Source organism: Nonomuraea sp. NBC_00507, assembly GCF_036013525.1.
Classification (GTDB): Bacteria; Actinomycetota; Actinomycetes; order Streptosporangiales; family Streptosporangiaceae; genus Nonomuraea.
Genome location: NZ_CP107853.1, coordinates 8,872,863 through 8,890,213, shown reverse-complemented (window position 1 = coordinate 8,890,213; position 17,351 = coordinate 8,872,863). Strand labels below are relative to the sequence as shown.

Annotated in this window: 17 protein-coding genes; 9 read left to right on the top strand and 8 right to left on the bottom strand. The window is 70.4% G+C overall.

Going from position 1 to position 17,351, the window contains the following annotated elements; genetic code table 11:
* The first annotated feature begins 15 nt into the window (after positions 1-15).
* Positions 16-2,658: a sugar-binding protein gene (locus tag OHA25_RS42890; RefSeq protein WP_327582644.1), complete on the top strand. Its 2,643-nt coding sequence runs from the start codon at positions 16-18 to the stop codon at positions 2,656-2,658.
* A 39-nt stretch (positions 2,659-2,697) separates the two neighbouring features.
* Here the strand turns inward: OHA25_RS42890 and OHA25_RS42885 are convergent, their stop codons facing one another.
* Together OHA25_RS42885 and OHA25_RS42880 are read right to left on the bottom strand one after the other, a co-directional pair.
* Positions 2,698-3,408, bottom strand: coding sequence for a YcnI family copper-binding membrane protein (locus OHA25_RS42885; RefSeq protein ID WP_327582643.1), 711 nt, complete (start codon positions 3,406-3,408; stop codon positions 2,698-2,700).
* A 79-nt stretch (positions 3,409-3,487) separates the two neighbouring features.
* Complete coding sequence (locus tag OHA25_RS42880; protein WP_327582642.1) at positions 3,488-4,021, bottom strand: MFS transporter; 534 nt, start codon at positions 4,019-4,021, stop codon at positions 3,488-3,490.
* A 130-nt stretch (positions 4,022-4,151) separates the two neighbouring features.
* On the opposite strand from OHA25_RS42880, the gene OHA25_RS42875 reads away from it, so the two are divergent.
* Positions 4,152-4,616 carry a hypothetical protein gene (locus tag OHA25_RS42875; RefSeq protein WP_327582641.1) on the top strand — a complete coding sequence of 155 codons (465 nt, stop codon included), beginning with the start codon at positions 4,152-4,154 and terminating at the stop codon, positions 4,614-4,616.
* Here OHA25_RS42875 and OHA25_RS42870 read toward each other — a convergent pair.
* The 4 genes from OHA25_RS42870 to OHA25_RS42855 form a co-directional block, all read right to left on the bottom strand.
* Positions 4,610-5,359, bottom strand: a complete 750-nt coding sequence (locus OHA25_RS42870) for an ABC transporter ATP-binding protein (RefSeq protein ID WP_327582640.1) — start codon at positions 5,357-5,359, stop codon at positions 4,610-4,612. The two genes, OHA25_RS42875 and OHA25_RS42870, sit on opposite strands and share 7 nt — an antisense overlap.
* A 2-nt stretch (positions 5,360-5,361) precedes the next feature.
* Positions 5,362-6,150 (bottom strand): ABC transporter permease, encoded by a 789-nt coding sequence (locus OHA25_RS42865; protein WP_327582639.1) that lies wholly within the window; start codon positions 6,148-6,150, stop codon positions 5,362-5,364.
* Positions 6,143-6,937, bottom strand: coding sequence for an ABC transporter permease (locus OHA25_RS42860; protein ID WP_327582638.1), 795 nt, complete (start codon positions 6,935-6,937; stop codon positions 6,143-6,145). The genes OHA25_RS42865 and OHA25_RS42860 overlap by 8 nt, the downstream gene beginning before the upstream one ends.
* Before the next feature lie 89 nt (positions 6,938-7,026).
* Positions 7,027-7,422 carry a hypothetical protein gene (locus OHA25_RS42855; RefSeq protein ID WP_327582637.1) on the bottom strand — a complete coding sequence of 132 codons (396 nt, stop codon included), beginning with the start codon at positions 7,420-7,422 and terminating at the stop codon, positions 7,027-7,029.
* A 210-nt stretch (positions 7,423-7,632) separates the two neighbouring features.
* On the opposite strand from OHA25_RS42855, the gene OHA25_RS42850 reads away from it, so the two are divergent.
* Together OHA25_RS42850 and OHA25_RS42845 are read left to right on the top strand one after the other, a co-directional pair.
* Positions 7,633-8,508: an alpha/beta hydrolase gene (locus OHA25_RS42850; RefSeq protein WP_327582636.1), complete on the top strand. Its 876-nt coding sequence runs from the start codon at positions 7,633-7,635 to the stop codon at positions 8,506-8,508.
* 91 nt (positions 8,509-8,599) lie between these two features.
* Positions 8,600-9,436: a siderophore-interacting protein gene (locus tag OHA25_RS42845; RefSeq protein WP_327582635.1), complete on the top strand. Its 837-nt coding sequence runs from the start codon at positions 8,600-8,602 to the stop codon at positions 9,434-9,436.
* A gap of 109 nt (positions 9,437-9,545) precedes the next feature.
* On the opposite strand, the gene aceA is transcribed toward OHA25_RS42845, so the two are convergent.
* Positions 9,546-10,829: an isocitrate lyase gene (aceA, locus tag OHA25_RS42840; protein ID WP_327582634.1), complete on the bottom strand. Its 1,284-nt coding sequence runs from the start codon at positions 10,827-10,829 to the stop codon at positions 9,546-9,548.
* 237 nt (positions 10,830-11,066) lie between these two features.
* Here aceA and OHA25_RS42835 point away from each other — a divergent pair, with 237 nt between their 5' ends.
* From OHA25_RS42835 to OHA25_RS42815, 5 genes are all read left to right on the top strand, one after another.
* Positions 11,067-12,539, top strand: coding sequence for a helix-turn-helix domain-containing protein (locus tag OHA25_RS42835; RefSeq protein ID WP_327582633.1), 1,473 nt, complete (start codon positions 11,067-11,069; stop codon positions 12,537-12,539).
* A 54-nt stretch (positions 12,540-12,593) separates the two neighbouring features.
* The gene (locus tag OHA25_RS42830) at positions 12,594-13,520 is read left to right on the top strand and encodes a glucosyl-3-phosphoglycerate synthase (protein ID WP_327582632.1); all 927 of its coding nucleotides are present in this window, start codon (positions 12,594-12,596) and stop codon (positions 13,518-13,520) included.
* A 94-nt stretch (positions 13,521-13,614) separates the two neighbouring features.
* Positions 13,615-14,823: an acyl-CoA dehydrogenase family protein gene (locus OHA25_RS42825; RefSeq protein ID WP_327582631.1), complete on the top strand. Its 1,209-nt coding sequence runs from the start codon at positions 13,615-13,617 to the stop codon at positions 14,821-14,823.
* Between the two features lie 474 nt (positions 14,824-15,297).
* Positions 15,298-15,696, top strand: coding sequence for a MerR family transcriptional regulator (locus OHA25_RS42820; protein ID WP_327582630.1), 399 nt, complete (start codon positions 15,298-15,300; stop codon positions 15,694-15,696).
* A gap of 44 nt (positions 15,697-15,740) precedes the next feature.
* A complete protein-coding gene (locus OHA25_RS42815) occupies positions 15,741-16,520 on the top strand; it encodes a Vgb family protein (protein WP_327582629.1) in 780 nt (259 codons plus the stop codon).
* Here OHA25_RS42815 and OHA25_RS42810 read toward each other — a convergent pair.
* Positions 16,417-17,334, bottom strand: a complete 918-nt coding sequence (locus OHA25_RS42810; protein ID WP_327582628.1) for a hypothetical protein — start codon at positions 17,332-17,334, stop codon at positions 16,417-16,419. The genes OHA25_RS42815 and OHA25_RS42810 overlap by 104 nt on opposite strands.
* Positions 17,335-17,351: the final 17 nt, after the last annotated feature.

Genomic DNA, 17,351 nt, shown 5'->3' with positions numbered 1-17,351 from the left:
CCCCACGGAGGTTCCATGCGACGACTGTTGATGGCGTTGGTCACCGTTTCCGCGCTGTTGCCCGCTCTACCGGCCGACGCCGAGGCCGCCGAGGCGCCCGTGGACCTGGACGTGTTGTTCGTCGGCGCGCACCCCGACGACGAGGCGTTCACCCTGTCCACGCTCGGCCAGTGGAACGAGGACCACGACGTGCGCACCGGCGTCGTCACCGTCACCCGCGGCGAGGGCGGCGGCAACGCCGTCGGCCCCGAGGAGGGCCCGGCGCTCGGGCTGCTGCGCGAGGCTGAGGAGCGGACGGCTGTCGCCAAAGCCGGCATCGGCGAGGTGTTCAACCTGGACGACGTCGACTTCTACTACACGGTCAGCGCCCCGCTGACCGACCAGGTCTGGGGCGGCGACACCCTCGAGAAGGTCGTGCGGACCATCCGGCAGACCCGGCCGGAGATTCTGCTGACCATGGACCCCGCCCCGACGCCGGGCAACCACGGCAACCACCAGGAGGCCGCGCGGCTGGCCATCGAGGCGTTCTACGCGGCGGCCGACCCGAAGGCGTTCCCCGGGCAGATCACCCGCGAAGGACTGCGTCCCTTCGCGCCCGCGCGGCTGCTCACCGGCGGCGGGCGCGGCACCTCGCAGACCGGGCCCTCGTGCGCCGCGTCGTTCCGGCCCGCCAACCCGGCACAGAACGTGTACGGCGTGTGGAGCGGACGCCCCTCGCAGCGCGGCCGGACGTGGGCCGCGATCGAGCGTGACGCCCAGCGCACCTACGCCTCCCAGGGCTGGGCCGTCTTCCCCGACGTGCCGTCCGACCCCGCCCAACTGGGCTGCGACTTCTTCACCCAGGTGGACGCGCGGGTGCCGTTCCCCGAGCCGGGAACCCCGGCGGCGGCCGCGCCGACGGCCATCCTCGACGGGGCGCTGACCAGGGCGGCGGGGACCGTCCCGCTCGGGACCCAGCTCGGCCTGCGGACCAGCACGTTCGACGTCCGCCCCGGCACCCCCTTCACCGTCGAGGTCGCCGCGAGCGCCGCTCGCGAGCCGCTGGGCCGCTCGTCCGCGGCGCTCCGGGTGCCCGAGGGCTGGACGGTCACGGGCTCCGGCGACCTCGGCCGGATCGCCGCCGGACGCACCGGTTCGGCGCGCTTCACCGTGACACCGCCCCAGAGCGCGGCCGGCAGGACCAGGATCGGAGCCGTGCTGACCACCGAAAGGGGACGGGGCTACACCGACCGGCAGGTCGAGGCGGGCCCCGCCGTACGCGGGCAGCAGCACCTGCTTCCCCAGGTCGACCAGTACGAGTCGTGGGTGAGCGAGGTAGGTGTGCCGCAGCTGCGCGGGCTGGTCACGCCCGTGCTCACCCTCCCGTCCGGCGGCTCCCGGCAGATCGGTGTCGTGGTGACGAACGTGGGCGACGCCGCCCGGTCCGGCACCGTACGCGTGGACCTGCCCGCCGGCTTCGCCGCCGACCGCGCCGAGGCCGCCTACCGCGACCTGGGCCCCGGGGCGTCGGTGACGGTGCCGTTCACCGTCACCAACACCGACACCTCGCTGAAGACCTCCAACGAGGGCGGCGACTACGCCTACACCGTCACCGTGGACGGCGCGGTCACCGGACGGCCCGCGCTCGAACTCGTCCCGGCCACCACGATCCCGCAGGCGGCGTCTACGGAGCCCACCGTGGACGGCGCCGAGGGCGACGGCGAGTACACCGGGACCGCGCTCGACCTCTCCCGCCGGTGGGAGGGCAGCGCGTGCTCGTCGGCGGACGACTGCTCGGGCACGGCCAAGCTGGCCTGGCGCGAGGACACGTTGTACGTCGTGGTGCAGGTGAAGGACGACGTGCTGGGCACGCGGCTGGCCGCCGCCGACTGCAAGCGGCACTGGCGTACCGACGCGGTGGAGGTCACCCTCGACCCGCGCGGCACGTCCGAGAACACCTCCACGACCTTCAAGGCAGCGGTCCTGCCGGTAACCGCCGAAGGTCCGCCGTGCGCGCTGCGGGACGCAGACAACCGCCAGGGTCCCGCCACGGGCGTGCGGATCGCCTCTTCAGTCTCCTCCGGCGCGTACACGGTGGAGATGTCCATCCCGATGGAGGCCCTTCCCGGCTCCGTCGACCCCGAGCACCTGGGCCTGAACATCCTGGTCTACGACTCCGACACGCAGGACAAGACCGGCCAGACCCGGATCGGCTGGTCAACGTGGGGCGGCGTACAGGGCGACCCGTACCGGTGGGGCGTGGCGACCCTGCCGGGGTACCGGCCGCCCGCGGACCGGCCGGCGCCCGATCCGGTGATCCCCGACACCGCCCTGTCCAGCCTGGACTCGCCGCAGTCGCTGGAGCAGGCGGTCCGCGCGCACGTCCCCGTGGGCGGCGGGCCCGCGGCGCAAGCGTCCGCGAGCGGCCAGGTGACCGCGGCGACGGGCGTGCCGGACGGAGTGAAGGTGACGGTGCGCGCGGCCGCCGCCGGCAAGGCCCACCTGTTCGTCCGCGATGCTCGGGGAACGGCAGGCAGCCGGGTCGTCACGGTGTCCGCCAAAGGCACGACGACCGTGACCGTCCCCCTGACCCGCGCCATGGACGCCTCGCCGACGGTGGTGTCCGGCTGGGAGGCCGCCGGCGGCGGCACAACAGCCTCCCAGGTCCCAGTGCGGTAGCCGGCCGCCACGCGCGCCGGGCTGTGCGCGGCGCGCGTGTCAGGCTGAGCGGCGGCGGAGGCCGAGGGCGGCGAGGACGACGCCGACGACGCCCACCGCCAGGCCGGCGCCGCCCAGCAGGCGCGCGGTGCCGTCAGACGCGGCCGGGTTCAAGACCACCGAGGTCGCGGCCGGGGAGGCGGCCGCCGCGGCTGTGCTGGGGGAAGCGGACGCGGAGGCGGCGGCGGGGACGAGCTTGAGCAGCGGAGCCGGGTGCTCGACCTCCGTGCCGTCCGCCTTCGGTGCCTCGGCCCAGTCCACGACCTCCCCGTTCGAGTACGTCTGCTTCGTCGGGAACAGCAGCTGATCCGTGTCCTTGGGCAGCTGCCCCATGGACACCTCGAACTCCTGGAACTCACCCGGGTTGATCTTCCCGCCCGACCAGACGATTGTGGTGACGGCCTCCTCCAGGTCGCCGTACTCGGTCTTGACCGGCGTGGGCAGCTTGCCTTCCGTCACCTTCACCTCCCATCCGGGCAGGGGCTTGACCGACACGAAGGCCAGCGGGTGGTCGGCGGGGAAGCTGACTTCGATCTTGGTGGTCGAGGCGGTGTCACGCTCGTTCGGCACCCGGAACGCGACCTTGGTGAAGGACCCCTGCTCGGCGGTGCCCGGCTGGACGGTGACGTGGGCCAGCGCGGGCAGCGCCAGACCGGCGGTGAGAGCGGTGGCGGCGGCGAGCACGGTCGCGGCACGGCGTACGAAGGACATGGCGAAACTCCACTTGGCTGAATTCAAAGGGAGCGAAGCTCCCGAGCTGACAAGAGCGAGAAAAAGAGGTGTCAGAAGGTCAGGCGGGAAGTGGAGGACCACGCCTGGCCAGACAGTGCCGGAACCCCGGCTGGGGCGGGACGACCCGGGCGAAGACGACCGGCACGTACACACGCACGGCGGGCACCGCCACCGGGCGCAACAGGACGAGACGGCGGCCGAGGCGGCGCAGTAGCGACCAGAGCGCGGCCTCGCCGCGCGCCAGCCACACGCCGGTGATCAGCGTGGCCGTCAGGTGGGCGAGCAACATCCCGGCGTTGACCGCCAGGCCGTCTCCGTGGACGTGCACGGAGACGTAGGCGGTGTCGTCGCCGGCGAACAGCTCGTGCAGCCCGAGCTGCGCCACCGCCAGCACACCGTTGACGGTCGCGGGAGAACGTTCCTTGCCGCACAGGGCCAGCCCCAGCCCGGCCACCGCCGCGAGCCCCAGCCCGGCGGGCCACGGCTCGGGACCCGAGCCGCCACCCACGACGTGTGCGAGCGTGGCGAGGATCACGCAGACGGCGGAGAAGGCGGCCGTCCGCGCGAGCCGGAGGGGAAGTTGCGCGCGCATGGGTGTGCCACATGGTCTCACGGGGCAGGGTGTCTTGAGACCTCAAGTGCTCAATGCCTGGTCGGTTTGCGGCATTTGTCGCTAGGGTCGTGCCGATTACGTTGATACAGAGGTGAGAACGTTGCGGCACTTGGCGGGTTTGCTTATCGGGCTTGTAGTAACGGCAGCCGTGGTGGCAGGTGGCGGCTGGGCTGTACAGCAAGCCGTCGGCAGTGCGGCGGCGGCTCCGCCGGACAGCCAGAAGATGTGGATCGCGCTCGGCGCGATGGCCGCGGTCGGCCTCGTCCTCGGGCTCGTGGTGGCGGGCAGGGTCTCCCCGCTGGCGGCCTTCGTGCCGTCCATGGTCCTGCTGGCGTGGACGGTCATCTACGCGCTCGACGTGAACAGGGCGCTGTCCCTCATCCCGTCCGAGCCGTCGGTGAACCAGATCATCAGGGACGCGGGGTTCGGCGCCAAGACCATGCTGACGACGGGCGTGTTCGCCCTGCTCGGCGTGGCGCTGTTCATCCCGGTGCTGATGCCGTCGCGCTGGTCGCGCCAGCGCGACGACCTGGACGAGGAGTACGAGCCCGCGTCCGAGAGCACCTACTACTGAGCAGTGGTGCCGGTGTAGAGGCGGGTGACGACGTCCTCGATCGTGGACTGGTCGGGGGCGGTGGCCATCAGCTCCTCCAGCGTCCCGTCGAACGCCAGCCGCCCGTGGTCGATCAGCATCACCCGGCGGCACAGGCGTTCGATGTCGCCGAGGTCGTGCGTGGTCAGCAACACGGTCGTGCCCTCCTCGGTGTTGAGCTTGCGCAGGAACTCCCGGATGCCGGCCTTGCTGACCACGTCGAGCCCGATCGTCGGCTCGTCGAGCACCAGCACGTCCGGCGCGTGCAGCAGCGCGGCCGCCAGGTCGCCGCGCATCCGCTGGCCGAGGCTGAGCTGCCGGACCGGCGTGCGCAGGAACGCGCCGAGGTCGAGGGTCTCGGTCAGCTCGTCGAGCCGTGACCTGAACGCCGCGCGCTCGACCTTGTAGAGCAGCCGGATCAGCTCGAAGCTGTCGGCGAGCGGCAGGTCCCACCACAGCGTCGTGCGCTGCCCGAACACCACGCCGATCCGCCGCGCCAGCGTGGTGCGCCGGCGGGACGGGTCCAGCCCGGCCACGCGTACCCGTCCTGAGGTGGGCGTGAGGATGCCGCACAACATCTTGATCGTGGTGGACTTGCCCGCCCCGTTGGGCCCGAGGTAGCCGACGAACTCCCCGGCCGACACGGTGAACGACAGGTCGCGTACGGCGTGGACGACGGTCCTTTTCACTTTGAACGAGCGTCCCGCCCGCTCGAGCTCGATCATTCTCAACTCCCCGTGGATCGGTAGTGCCTGATGCCCTGCCGCCAGGCCAGCGCCGCCAGCAGGGCGAGAACCAGCGCGGCGGCCGGCCCCATGAATCGCATGAACTCCGGCGTGCCGAACGGGTCGTCGCGGCCCAGCGCGTACAGGCCCGGCTGCCAGTTGATGAAGGCCAGCGGGACCGCGTACGTCACGCCCCTGACCAGGTCGCGACCGTAGATGCTGAACGGGTATTGACTGAGCTGCTGGCTGCCGTAGGTGAAGGAGCTGACCACCTCCGGGGCGTCGGTCAGCACGAACTGCAGCGCCCCGGCCAGCGTCCACAGCGCCGTGAAGATGACCATCCCCGTGATCAGCATGACCGGGATCAGCCAGGCACGCCGCCAGTCGAGGTCCAGCACGGCCAGCGCGTAGCCGAGCACCACGCCAGCCTGGATCACTCGCCCGACTCTGGTGCCGTTGAAGTGGTCGGTGGCCAGTTGCAGCCACGCGCTGACCGGCCGGATGAGGAAGGTGTCCAGCGTGCCCGCCTTGATGTGCTGGCTGACCCGGTCGAGGTTGCTGACGAACATGTCGCAGACGGTGAAGGCCACGCTGGAGGTGCCGTACAGGAAGAGGACCTCCTCGCGGGAGAACCCGGCGAGCGAGGTGGTGTTGGCGAAGATGACCAGGATGACGGCGACGTCGAGGGCGGCGATGACGCCGCCGAGCGCGACCATCAGCCAGAACGACGCCGGGTACGCGGCCGCGGCGCGGGTCCACGTCCAGGCCAGCAGGAAATACGTCCTAACCACCCTGGATCACCACCTTGTGGCGGATCACCCGGGTGCCGAGCGCGCCGAGCCCGAGCAGCACCACCGCCCAGAACGCCTGGAAGGCCAGCGTCTCCAGGACGGGCGCCTTGCCGAGGTAGAGGTCGGTGGGCAGCTGGACCATCGCCGCCCACGGCAGCGACGCGGCGAGGTCGCCGAGCCAGCCGGGGAAGATGCGCAACGGCAGCATCAGCCCGGAGAAGAAGGTCGTCAGGACCAGCGACAGCACCGCCACGCCGCGGTCGTCGACCAGCCAGCAGACCGACAGCGCGACCAGGTAGCGCCAGCCGAAGCTGACCACGACCGCGATCGCGAAGCCGCACAGGAACGCCGCCCACCGGCCGGGTTCGGCGGGCACGACGATGCCGAACAACGCCGCGCCGAGCAGCATCGGCGGGATGCCGCGGACGAGGAACAGGTAGGCGGCCCTGCCGAGGTCCTCGGCCAGTGACCACAGCTGCAGCGAGGCCGGGCGGACCAGGTCGAGCGCGATGTCGCCGCTGCGGATGCGCTCGGGGAGGCCGAGGCCGCCGCCGAACAGCTGCATCGGCCCGATGAACGCCTGGGTGACGAAGCAGAAGGTGACGGCGTCGGTGATGTCGTAGCCGGCCAGCCCGGGGCGGGCCTGCCAGAGTGCGATGAGGATGTAGGCGCGCAGGACGCCGAACACGCTGTTGGTGAACGCGCCGGCGAGTGCTGCCCAGACGTAGGTGGCGTGCTTGCGGAAGCCGTACCGGACGAGCCGGGCGTAGAGGAGTATGGTTGACACCTCCGGATCTGTAAGGACATGGCTACGTGCCGTGTCCGGACCCGCGCACGGGTCTGCCGACGGAAAGCATGGAATTATCCGTCGGAGCGTCAGCGGTCCGCAACGCGATAAACGAAGCGCAGGCCCGACCAGGTCGCGTCGATGGCGGCGACCTTGTTGTCGACCAGGCCCATGGACAGGCCGTAGTCGCGGATGGGATTCTCGGACAGGTCCGTCGGGATCTTGCTGGCGCGCTTGGGCCAGCACACCCAGAGTCCGCCGTTCTTGGTCAGGCGGGCCATGGCGCCGGGGAAGGCCTCGTGGAGCGCGGCGAAGTCGGCGCAGAAGACGAGGATGACGTCGTAGGGGTCCCGATCGGCGGACCGGTGCACGTCCGCGCCGGGTTCTCCCAGGTCGAGGCCGTCGGGGGCGGCGATGGCGAGCACCCGGTGCCCGGGCTTGACGCCGAGCTTGCGCGGCAGCGGGGTCCCCGAATATCCGGCCATGCCCATCAGCGTGACACATAGCCGAAATGTCCGTGTAAGCGATGAGATACTTACTGGCTGGTAGGATTCGGCTCTTTGGGGAATGACACTCTTCGGAGGGTCATTATGCGGATCGACGGGGATGTGTCCCCTCAATACCCCTTGAGCTGGCAGGCCCGCGCACTGATCAGCCTGATGCGCGGAACGTTGAAGCCGGCGTCCAGTCTCTTGATGCGCCATCCGCTCGCGCTGGTGGGGGCGGCCCGCCTCGGCAGGCTCGCACGGATGGTGCAGGTGCCGCACCCGGCGCACGTGTCCATCACGTCGGCCGCCTTCCCGGACTGCGGCGGGGAGTGGGTACGCGGCGGCGAGGGCCTGGATGAGGGCAAGGCCTTGTTGTACTTCCACGGGGGCGGCTATTTCTCCGGCTCGCCGCGCACGCACCGATCCATCACCTGGCGGCTGTCGGTGGTGTCCAGGCGGCCGGTGCTGGCGCTCGACTATCGCCAGGGCCCGGTCCACAAGCTGGCGGACTCGCTGGCCGACGCGCTGGACGCCTACGACTGCCTGCTGCGGCACGGCTACGCCCCCGAGGACATCGTCTTCGCGGGCGACTCCGCCGGCGGTCATCTGACGCTGGTGACGCTGCTGGCGCTGCGTGACCGGGGGCTGCCGCTGCCCGCGGCCGCGATCTGCCTGTCGCCGTGGGCGGACCTGACCGACATCCCTCGGCGCGCGAACCGCTGGGAGGACCCGCTGCTGCCGGCCAGCCGGGTGCGGTGGCTGGCGCGCCGGTGGACCTCCGGGCTGGATCCGCACGACCCGCTGGTCTCGCCGGTGCACGGCGACTTCACCGGACTGCCGCCGCTCATGATCGTGACCGGCTCCACCGAGGTGCTCCGCGACGAGGCGCGGCGGGTGGCCGAGCGGGCACGGAGCGGCGGGGTGCTCGTCAGGTATGAGGAATGGCGGCGCATGCCGCATGCGTTCCCTCTTTTGGCGGACGTGTTGCCCGAGGCGCGGCTGGCATTCCAGCACATGGCGCTGTTCTTGTCCGCGGTGGGGGCGGGCCCCGCCGCGTCGGCGGACGACACGGCGGCCGCCTGACCGCGACGGAGATCCGGCCACCCACTGGCAGGGTCGGCGAGACAGAGTATAAGGTTAGGCATGCCTAACTCTGTCAGGGGGATGTTTCTCTATGGCTGAAAAGCCCACGGACCATCATCGGGGTGTCGTCCTGCGAACCGAGCGGCTCTCCCCGCACATGGTCCGCATCGTGGTCGGCGGCGACGGGCTGGCCGACTTCGCCACCTCGGGCCTGACCGACCACTACGTGAAGGTCGTCTTCCCCTACGAGGATGTCGACTATCCCCAGCCGTTCAGCGTGAAGGCCTGCCGTGAGACCATGCCGCGCGAGGTCTGGCCGCGGCTGCGCACCTACACCGTGCGCGCCTGGGACCCGGACGCCCGCGAGCTGACCCTTGACTTCGTGGTCCACGGCGACGAGGGCGTGGCCGGGCCGTGGGCGGATCGTGCCGCGCCGGGTGACGTCGTGCTCCTGCTGGGGCCCGGCGGCGGCTACGCGCCCGATCCGGCGGCGGATTGGCATCTGCTGGTGGGTGACGAGAGCGCGCTGCCGGCCATCGCGGCCTCGCTCGAGGTGCTGCCCGACGGGGTGCTCGCGCACGTCCTGGTGGAAGTGGACGGGCCGGAGGACGAGCTGAAGCTGGACACGGCCGCGGACGCCAGGATCACGTGGCTGTACCGGGGTGACCGGCCGGTGGGTGAGGTTCTGGTGCGGACCGTGTGCGAGCTGGAGTTCCCGGACGGGAACGTGCACGCGTTCGTGCACGGCGAGGCCGGTTTCGTCAAGCGGCTTCGCCGCCATCTGCGCCTGGAGCGGGGGATCTCGATGGATCGCCTGTCGATCTCCGGCTATTGGCGGGCCGGGGTGGACGACGAGGGGTGGCGCGCCGCCAAGCGTGACTGGAACCGCCAGGTCGAGGCCGAGGAAGCCGCCGCGATCGCCGGCTGACCCCCGCCGCATCGCGTAAGGGGGCCGCGCCAGTCGCTGGGGGGAGACTGACGCGGCCGTCGCCGGGGAACCATCCCATGCCCTGGAGGTGGCCGGCGAGATCAGGGGATCAGTGGGTGAACTGCTCCTCTTCCGTCGAGCCCTTGAGGGCGGTGGTCGAGGAGTCGGGCGCCACGGCCGTGCTGACCAGGTCGAAGTAGCCGGTGCCGACCTCGCGCTGGTGCCGCGTCGCGGTGTAGCCGCGCGACTCGGCGGCGAACTCGGCCTCCTGCAGCTCGACGTACGCCGTCATGCCGTCGTTCGCGTACCCCTGGGCGAGGTCGAACATGCCGTGGTTCAGGGAGTGGAACCCGGCGAGGGTGATGAACTGGAACGTGTACCCCATGTGCCCGAGCTCCCGCTGGAACTTGGCGATCGTCGAGTCGTCCAGGTGCTTCTTCCAGTTGAACGAGGGCGAGCAGTTGTAGGCGAGCATCTGGTCCGGGTACTCGGCCTTGATCGCCTCGGCGAACTCGCGCGCCACGTCCAGGTCGGGCGTGCCGGTCTCCATCCAGAGCAGGTCGGAGTACGGCGCGTAGGCCACGCCGCGCGCGATGCACGCCTGGATGCCGTTCCTGACCCGGTAGAAGCCCTCGGCGGTGCGCTCGCCGGTGGTGAACTGCTGGTCGCGCGGGTCCACGTCACTGGTCAGGAGCGTCGCGGCCTGGGCGTCGGTCCGCGCGATGATCAGTGAAGGGACGCCGCAGACGTCGGCGGCGAGGCGGGCGGCGTTGAGGGTCTTGATGTGCTGGCCGGTCGGGATGAGCACCTTGCCGCCCAGGTGGCCGCACTTCTTCTCGGAGGCGAGCTGGTCCTCCCAGTGCACGCCTGCGGCACCGGCCGCGATCATGCCCTTCATGAGCTCGAACGCGTTGAGCACGCCGCCGAACCCGGCTTCGGCGTCGGCCACGATCGGCGCGAGCCAGTGCGGCGCCTCAATGCCTTCCGACCAGGTGATCTGGTCGGCGCGCAGCAGCGCGTTGTTGATGCGGCGCACGACGGCCGGCACGGAGTTGGCCGGGTACAGGCTCTGGTCCGGGTACGTCTGCCCGCCCAGGTTCGCGTCCGCCGCGACCTGCCAGCCGGACAGGTAGATCGCCTTCAGGCCGGCCTTCACCTGCTGCACGGCCTGGTTGCCGGTCAGCGCGCCGAGGGCGTGGACGTAGTCCTCGGTGTGCAGGAGGTCCCACAGCCGCTCGGCGCCGAGCCGGGCCAGCGTGTGCTCCTCCTGGACGCTGCCGCGCAACCTGATCACGTCTTCGGCGCTGTAGGTGCGCTCGACGCCCTCCCATCGAGGATCGTTGTCCCACTCGTCCCGCAGCTGCTCAGCAGCTCCCTTGAGGCGATCGTTCATCGTTCACTCCTTTGTCGTCCCCTGGGTGCTTACGCCGAGTCTCGTGCCCGGGACGGCTCGCCCAATAGGCAGAGCGGCTGAGAAGATTCGCAAAAATTCTGAACCTGTCCATTACTGACGGGTATTTGAAGGAGAAGAAATCGAGAGTTTTACCGTTGGCCTAGACCAATCGCACTGTGGCGGACGATGTGGCGCTAGGGCTAGAAGATGGACCGAATTTCTGTCTAAGATCGGGCCATGGCGTCCTTGCTGGGTGAAGAACCGCTGTCTTTGACGCAAGAGCTGGATCTCATTGCGTTTGGCCAGCGCCTGCGCCACCTGCGCAAACAGCGCGGCATGACCCTGTCCGACCTGGGCTCGCGCGTGAGCAGGGCGCCGAGCCAGCTGTCGCTGCTGGAAAACGGCAAGCGCGAGCCCAAGCTGTCGCTGCTCAAGGCGCTGGCCTCCGCGCTCGGCGTGCCCATCGAGGAGCTGCTGCGCCGCCAGCCGCCCAACCGCCGCGCCCAGCTCGAGATCGCCCTGGAGGAGGCGCAGCGTGACCCCGTTTACGCCGGGCTCGGGCTGCCGCGGCTGAAGGTCTCCGCCCGCGTGCCGAACGACGTGCTGGAGCACATCCTCGGGCTCTACGGCGAGCTGCGTGCCCGGCAGGCCCGCGGCACCGCCACCCCCGAGGAGGCCCGGGCCGCCAACGCCGAGCTGCGGCGGCGCCAGCGCGAGGTGGGCAACTACTTCCCCGAGATCGAGGAGGCCGCCGCCAAGGCGCTCGACGCGGTCGGCTACCGCACCGGCGCGTTGTCCCAGAGCACGATCCAGAGTCTGGTGACGCATTTCGGCTACACCGTGCACACCGCGCAGGACCTTCCCCGCTCCGTACGCTCCATCACCGACCTGCGCCACCGCCGCATCTACGTCAAGCATGAGCAGCTCGGCATGCACACCCCGCGCACGATCCTGCTCCAGACGCTCGGCCACCTGGCGCTCGGCCACGACAAGCCCCGCGACTTCGCCGACTTCCTGCGCCAGCGCACCGAGGCCAACTACTTCGCCGCCGCCGTCCTCGTCCCCGAGCGGGCCGCCACGCTCTACCTGCAGGAGGCCAAGAGCGACCGGGCGCTGTCGGTGGAGGATCTCCGGGACGTGTTCGCGGTGTCGTACGAGATGGCCGCGCACCGCTTCACCAACCTCGCCACCCACCACCTGGGCCTCGTCTGCCACTTCGTGCGCAATGACGCCGGCGGCACCATCTACAAGGCCTACGAGAACGACGGCATCGAGTTCCCCGCCGACGAGCAGGGCGCCATCGAGGGCCAGCGGATGTGCCTGCAGTGGTCGGGGCGGCAGGTGTTCGCCTCTCCGGACCGGTTCTCCGTCTACTACCAATACTCCGACTCGCCCACGGGAACCTACTTCTGCGTGGCGCACGTGGATCCGTCCCGCGAGCGGGACTTCGCCATCACGCTGGGGGTGCCGTTCAAGGAGTCGCGGTGGTTCCGCGGCCGCGAGACCACCAACCGCACCAAGTCCAACTGCCCGGGCGGCGACTGCTGCCGCCGCCCGCCCACCGAGCTGGCCGAACGCTGGGAGGGGTACGCCTGGCCGTCGGCCCGTGCCAACTCCCACGTCCTGGCCGCGCTGCCGCCCGGGTCGTTCCCCGGCGTTGACGAGGCGGACGTCTACACCTTCCTGGAGCGCCACGCGGCCAGCACATAACTTGCCCCCTGACGGGAATGGGGACGAGTTGGGGGATTCGGGGGGAGGTGTCGCATGCTTCCAGAAGTATCCGGATGGTTGCGGCGCCGTACTTCGTCTGCCGGGGACTGGCCGGTCCGGGACCTGGTGGCCGCCAAAGGGGACACCACCGTCAGCGTGGTGCTCCCAGCCCGCGACGAACGAGAGACCATCGGCGACATCGTCCGCGTCATCCGGCGCGAGCTGGACGGGCTGGTCGACGAGATCGTGGTCATCGACTCGCGCTCCTGCGACGACACCGCTCGGGTGGCCGCGCGTGCCGGAGCCCGGGTGCACGCCCAGGACGAGATCCTGCCGGAGCTCGAGCCGCTGGACGGCAAGGGCGAGGCCCTGTGGAAGTCGCTGGCGGTCACCGGCGGTGACGTGCTGGTGTTCGCCGACGCCGACATCAGGGGATTTCGCGCCTCGCTGATCTGCGGGGTGCTCGGGCCGCTGCTCGCCGACCCCACCGTCGGCTACGTCAAGGGCTGCTACGACCGCCCGCTGAACGGCGCGCCCAACGGTGGCGGCCGGGTCACCGAGCTGGTCGCGCGCCCGCTCATCAACCTGCATTGGCCGATGCTGGCCGGCTTCGTGCAGCCGCTGGCCGGTGAGTACGCCGGCCGCCGCTCGGCGCTCGAGCGCGTCCCCTTCCTCACCGGGTACGGCGTCGAGCTGGGCCTGCTGATCGACCTGCTCGACCTGGCCGGGCTGGACGCCTTCGCGCAGGTGGACCTGGGGTCGCGGGAGCACGCCCCGCAGTCGACCGAGGCGCTCGGCGGCATGGCGTCCCAGATCATGCTGGCCGCCTGGTCCCGCCTGCAACGCCAAGGCAAAATCCAGGCATTTCACGAACCGTCGCTACTCCTGGCCCAGTTCCGGCGCGGCTGTTGCGGTCACGACGTCCTGAACCGCGACGTCCGGATCTCGGAACGCCCACCCATGATCACCCTGCCTGCCTGAATGGTCCAGCAGGCAGGGGGCATTCCAGCCGAGAGTACCGGTCGGTAAGGTGTTACCAGCGGTAACGGTGCGGCCAAGGTGAGGAGTGCAGCGCATGAGCGGGTTCTGCCCGGAGCTCAGTAACGACGTGATCGAGGTGCGCGACTGGGTGCACGCGTTCGCCCGCGACGTGATCCGCCCCGCCGGCGCCGAATGGGACGAGCGCGAGGAGACCCCCTGGCCGGTCATCCAGGAAGCCGCCAAGATCGGCCTGTACTCCTTGGACTTCTTCGCCACCCAGTGGTTCGAGGAGAGCGGGATCGGGCTGCCCGTGGCGTTCGAGGAGATCTTCTGGGGCGACGCGGGCATCGGCCTGTCCATCGTCGGCACCGGCCTGGCCGCCGCCGCCCTGTCCTCGAACGGCACCCCCGAGCAGATGGGGGAGTGGCTCCCGCAGATGTTCGGCTCCGAGAACGACGTCAAACTGGGCGCCTTCTGCGCCTCCGAGCCCGACGCCGGCTCCGACATCGGCTCGATCCGCACCCGCGCCGTCCACGACCGGGGTGACTGGGTGCTGAACGGCGTCAAGACCTGGGCCACGAACGGCGGCATCGCCGACGTCCACGTGGTCGTCGCCTCCGTCGAGCCGTCCCTCGGCACCCGTGGCCAGGCCTCCTTCGTCATCCCCCCGGGCACGCCGGGCCTGTCCATGGGCCAGAAGTTCCGCAAGCACGGCATCCGCGCCTCCCACACGGCCGAGGTGATCCTGGACGACGTCCGCATCCCCGGCTCCTGCCTGCTCGGAGGCAAGGACAGGCTCGACGCCCGGCTGGCCCGCGTACGCAACGGCGAACGGGCCGGCGAGCAGTCGGCCATGCGGACGTTCGAGACCACCCGCCCGTCGGTCGCCGCCATGGCCGTGGGCATCGCCCGGGCGGCCTTCGAGTACGCCAGGGACTATGCCCGCGAGCGTGAACAGTTCGGCCGCAAGATCGGCGAGAACCAGTCGATCGCCTTCCTCCTCGCCGACATGGCCACCCGCGTGGACGTCGCCCGCCTCCTGACCTGGCGCGCGGCCTGGATGGCCCGCCAGGGCCGGCAGTTCGAGCAGGCGGAGGGGTCGATGTCGAAGCTGGTGGCGGGGGAGACGGCGGTGTGGGTGACGGAGCAGGCGATCCAGATCCTGGGCGGCGCCGGGTATACGAGAGACCATCCGGTGGAGCGTTTCCACCGAGACGCCAAGATCTTCACCATTTTCGAGGGGACGTCGGAGATCCAGCGGCTGATCATCGGCCGCGCCGTCACTGGCCTGCAGGTTCGTTGAAGGTGTCCGATTCTTCATCCGTGCGGTAGAAGATCGATTAGCGGGCTGTTCCGTCACTGTTCCGTCAGAGCGCGCACGAGGCTTCGAGGTAAGATCATTTGTGTGCAACCTCTCCGACACCCTGCCGCACGCCGGACACGCTGCCTGCGACGTGCCCGTTCTGGCCTGGATTCGTACCGACTTACCGGTGCGGAAGATTCGCTCGATTCAGACACCGGCCAGGTGAGGGAGAAGACTTCCAAAGCTCTGAGACGATCACGCAACGTGATCAACAGGTTCCGGGCCGAGTCCATCTGGAGATCACGGAATCTGTGCCAGACTCCGGATTCTGACCGGCCCTGTGGGCGTCAGGACTGACGGGGCGTGACGATCGGGAGGTGCTCACCCGCAGCCCGCGATAAGTCTGCAGTGCGCGTTTTTCCTGGCAGAGGGCGGGCTTGCGTTGGAGTGCGCTCCAACTCCTAGCGTGTTCCCATGCCAGCATCGCCACAGCCGAACGATGACGCGGAGACTTTGTCGATCACCGAAGTATCGCGCAGGACCGGTCTGTCCGCGGACACCCTGCGCTACTACGAGAAGGCCGGACTCATCCAACCCGTCCGCCGCAGCCGAGTCGGCGTGCGCCGGTACGCGACGGCCGACATGGAGTGGCTCGCCTTCCTGATGCGCCTGCGCGACACGGGCATGTCGATCGCCGACATGAAGCTGTTCGCCGAACTGCGCCGGGCCGGCGACGAGAGCATCGCCGCCAGGCTGGAACTGCTGAGCGACCATCGCAAGGTCGTTGACCAGCGCCTGCGGAGCTTGCGATCGAGTATGCGCGCACTGTACAAGAAGATCGCCCACTACCGAGCCCTCCTGGAGGAGAAGTGACCGCGGCAACGGATCGGCACCACCAACACCTTCGATCCCTGGGCTTGCCTGGTGGGAGAGGAAGCACGGGCGCTCCGTCGCCCGGTTCGTCGTCGTCCGCTGGCGCCGCGCCCGCGGCGATCCACACCGGCTTCTCAGCGCCGACCGGCCTGGCGTTCGCTCCGGATGGGACGCTGTACGTCTCCAACTGGTCGGGCGGAACGGTCGAACGCGTCACCCCGGACGGCGCGCGCTCGACCTTCGCGGAGGTGTCCTCGCCCGCCGGGCTGGCCTTGGACACCGAGGGCAACCTTTACGTCGCCAGCTACTCCGGCGACACCGTCTACCGGATCAGCCCAGCAGGGCGGCGGCAGGAGTTCGCGACGGGATTTCACACCCCGGCGGGCATCAGCTTCGATTCCCGCGGCAATCTGCTGGTCTGCAACCGGGCCAGCGACGAGATCATGCGGGTCGCCCCCGACGGCACGGTCAGCAGAGTGACCGGTGGGCTCAGCACGCCTGTCGGCGTGGCCGAGGACGCCCAAGGCACGATCTTCGTGGCCAACTACGACGGCGGGATCCTGTCACGCATCGGCCGCGATGGCCGGGTGTCCACGCACTCCGACGACTTCGACGGGCTCGGCGTCGGCCTGGTCATCGGTCAGGACGACCGCCTGTTCGCCACGGACCGGGCGGCGGGCGCCATCAAACGGGTGGAGCCGGACGGAAGCGCCGTCGCGGTCATGTCCGGCCTCGGCTCACCCGTCGCGCTCGGTGTGAACGCCGTCGGCGCCGTCTACACGGCGACCTGGGACGACGGTGCCCTCTACCAGGTGCCCGCTTGACCGGCGACTCGCTCAGGATCGTGGGGTTCCCGGCGGGAGCACCATCTCGCGGCCCGCGGTCGCGCCCCCGTCGACCGGCACGGACGTACCGGTCATGTAACCGACAGTCCGGGCACCCGGATGAACGGCGCTGGCGGTGTACGCCGCGCCGTTGGGCCGGGCCTGCTCGCGACGCCAGTTCGTCGGCGAGAGCCCGGTGGACGCTTGCCCGGCGCTGCGCGGAGGCGTCGGCGTACACGGCGGCGCGCACGAGCGGGTGCCGGAAGCGCAGCCGCGGCCCGGACAGGTCCAGATGCTCCGCGCGCTCGGCCGCGTCCAACGCACCGGCGGCGGCCCCGAGCCGGCCGGCCGCGCCCAGCACGATGTCGGTGCGGCCGCTGTCCTCCGCGGCGGCCACCAGGAGCAGGGTGCGCACCTGCTCGGGAAGATCCCTGGTCCGCTCCGCGTAGACCGCGCGCAGACGCCGGCCGACCGGGGCCGTGCCGGTAAGGACGATCCTCTCGGCCACCTCGGACGGATCGCCGAGCCGTACCACCTCCTCCAGCGCCAGTGGGTTGCCGCCGACGGCCGAGACGATCGCGCGCCTGGCAGGCCCGGGTGACCCCCACCCCTGTTCGTCGAGCAGCGCGGAGGCGGCCTCGTCGGCAAGCCCGGGGAGCGTGATCCGGGGGAGATCCCGGATCTCCAGGGCCCCCTCGGTTCCCGCAGGGCGGCGAGGAGGCCGATGGGAAGGCCGTCGCAGCAGCGAGAGCGCGGCGACGCGCACCGGCAGGTCGGCGGTGGACGCGGTGGACAGGCCCAACGCGCTGCGCAACGCCGCAGGCCTTCTCC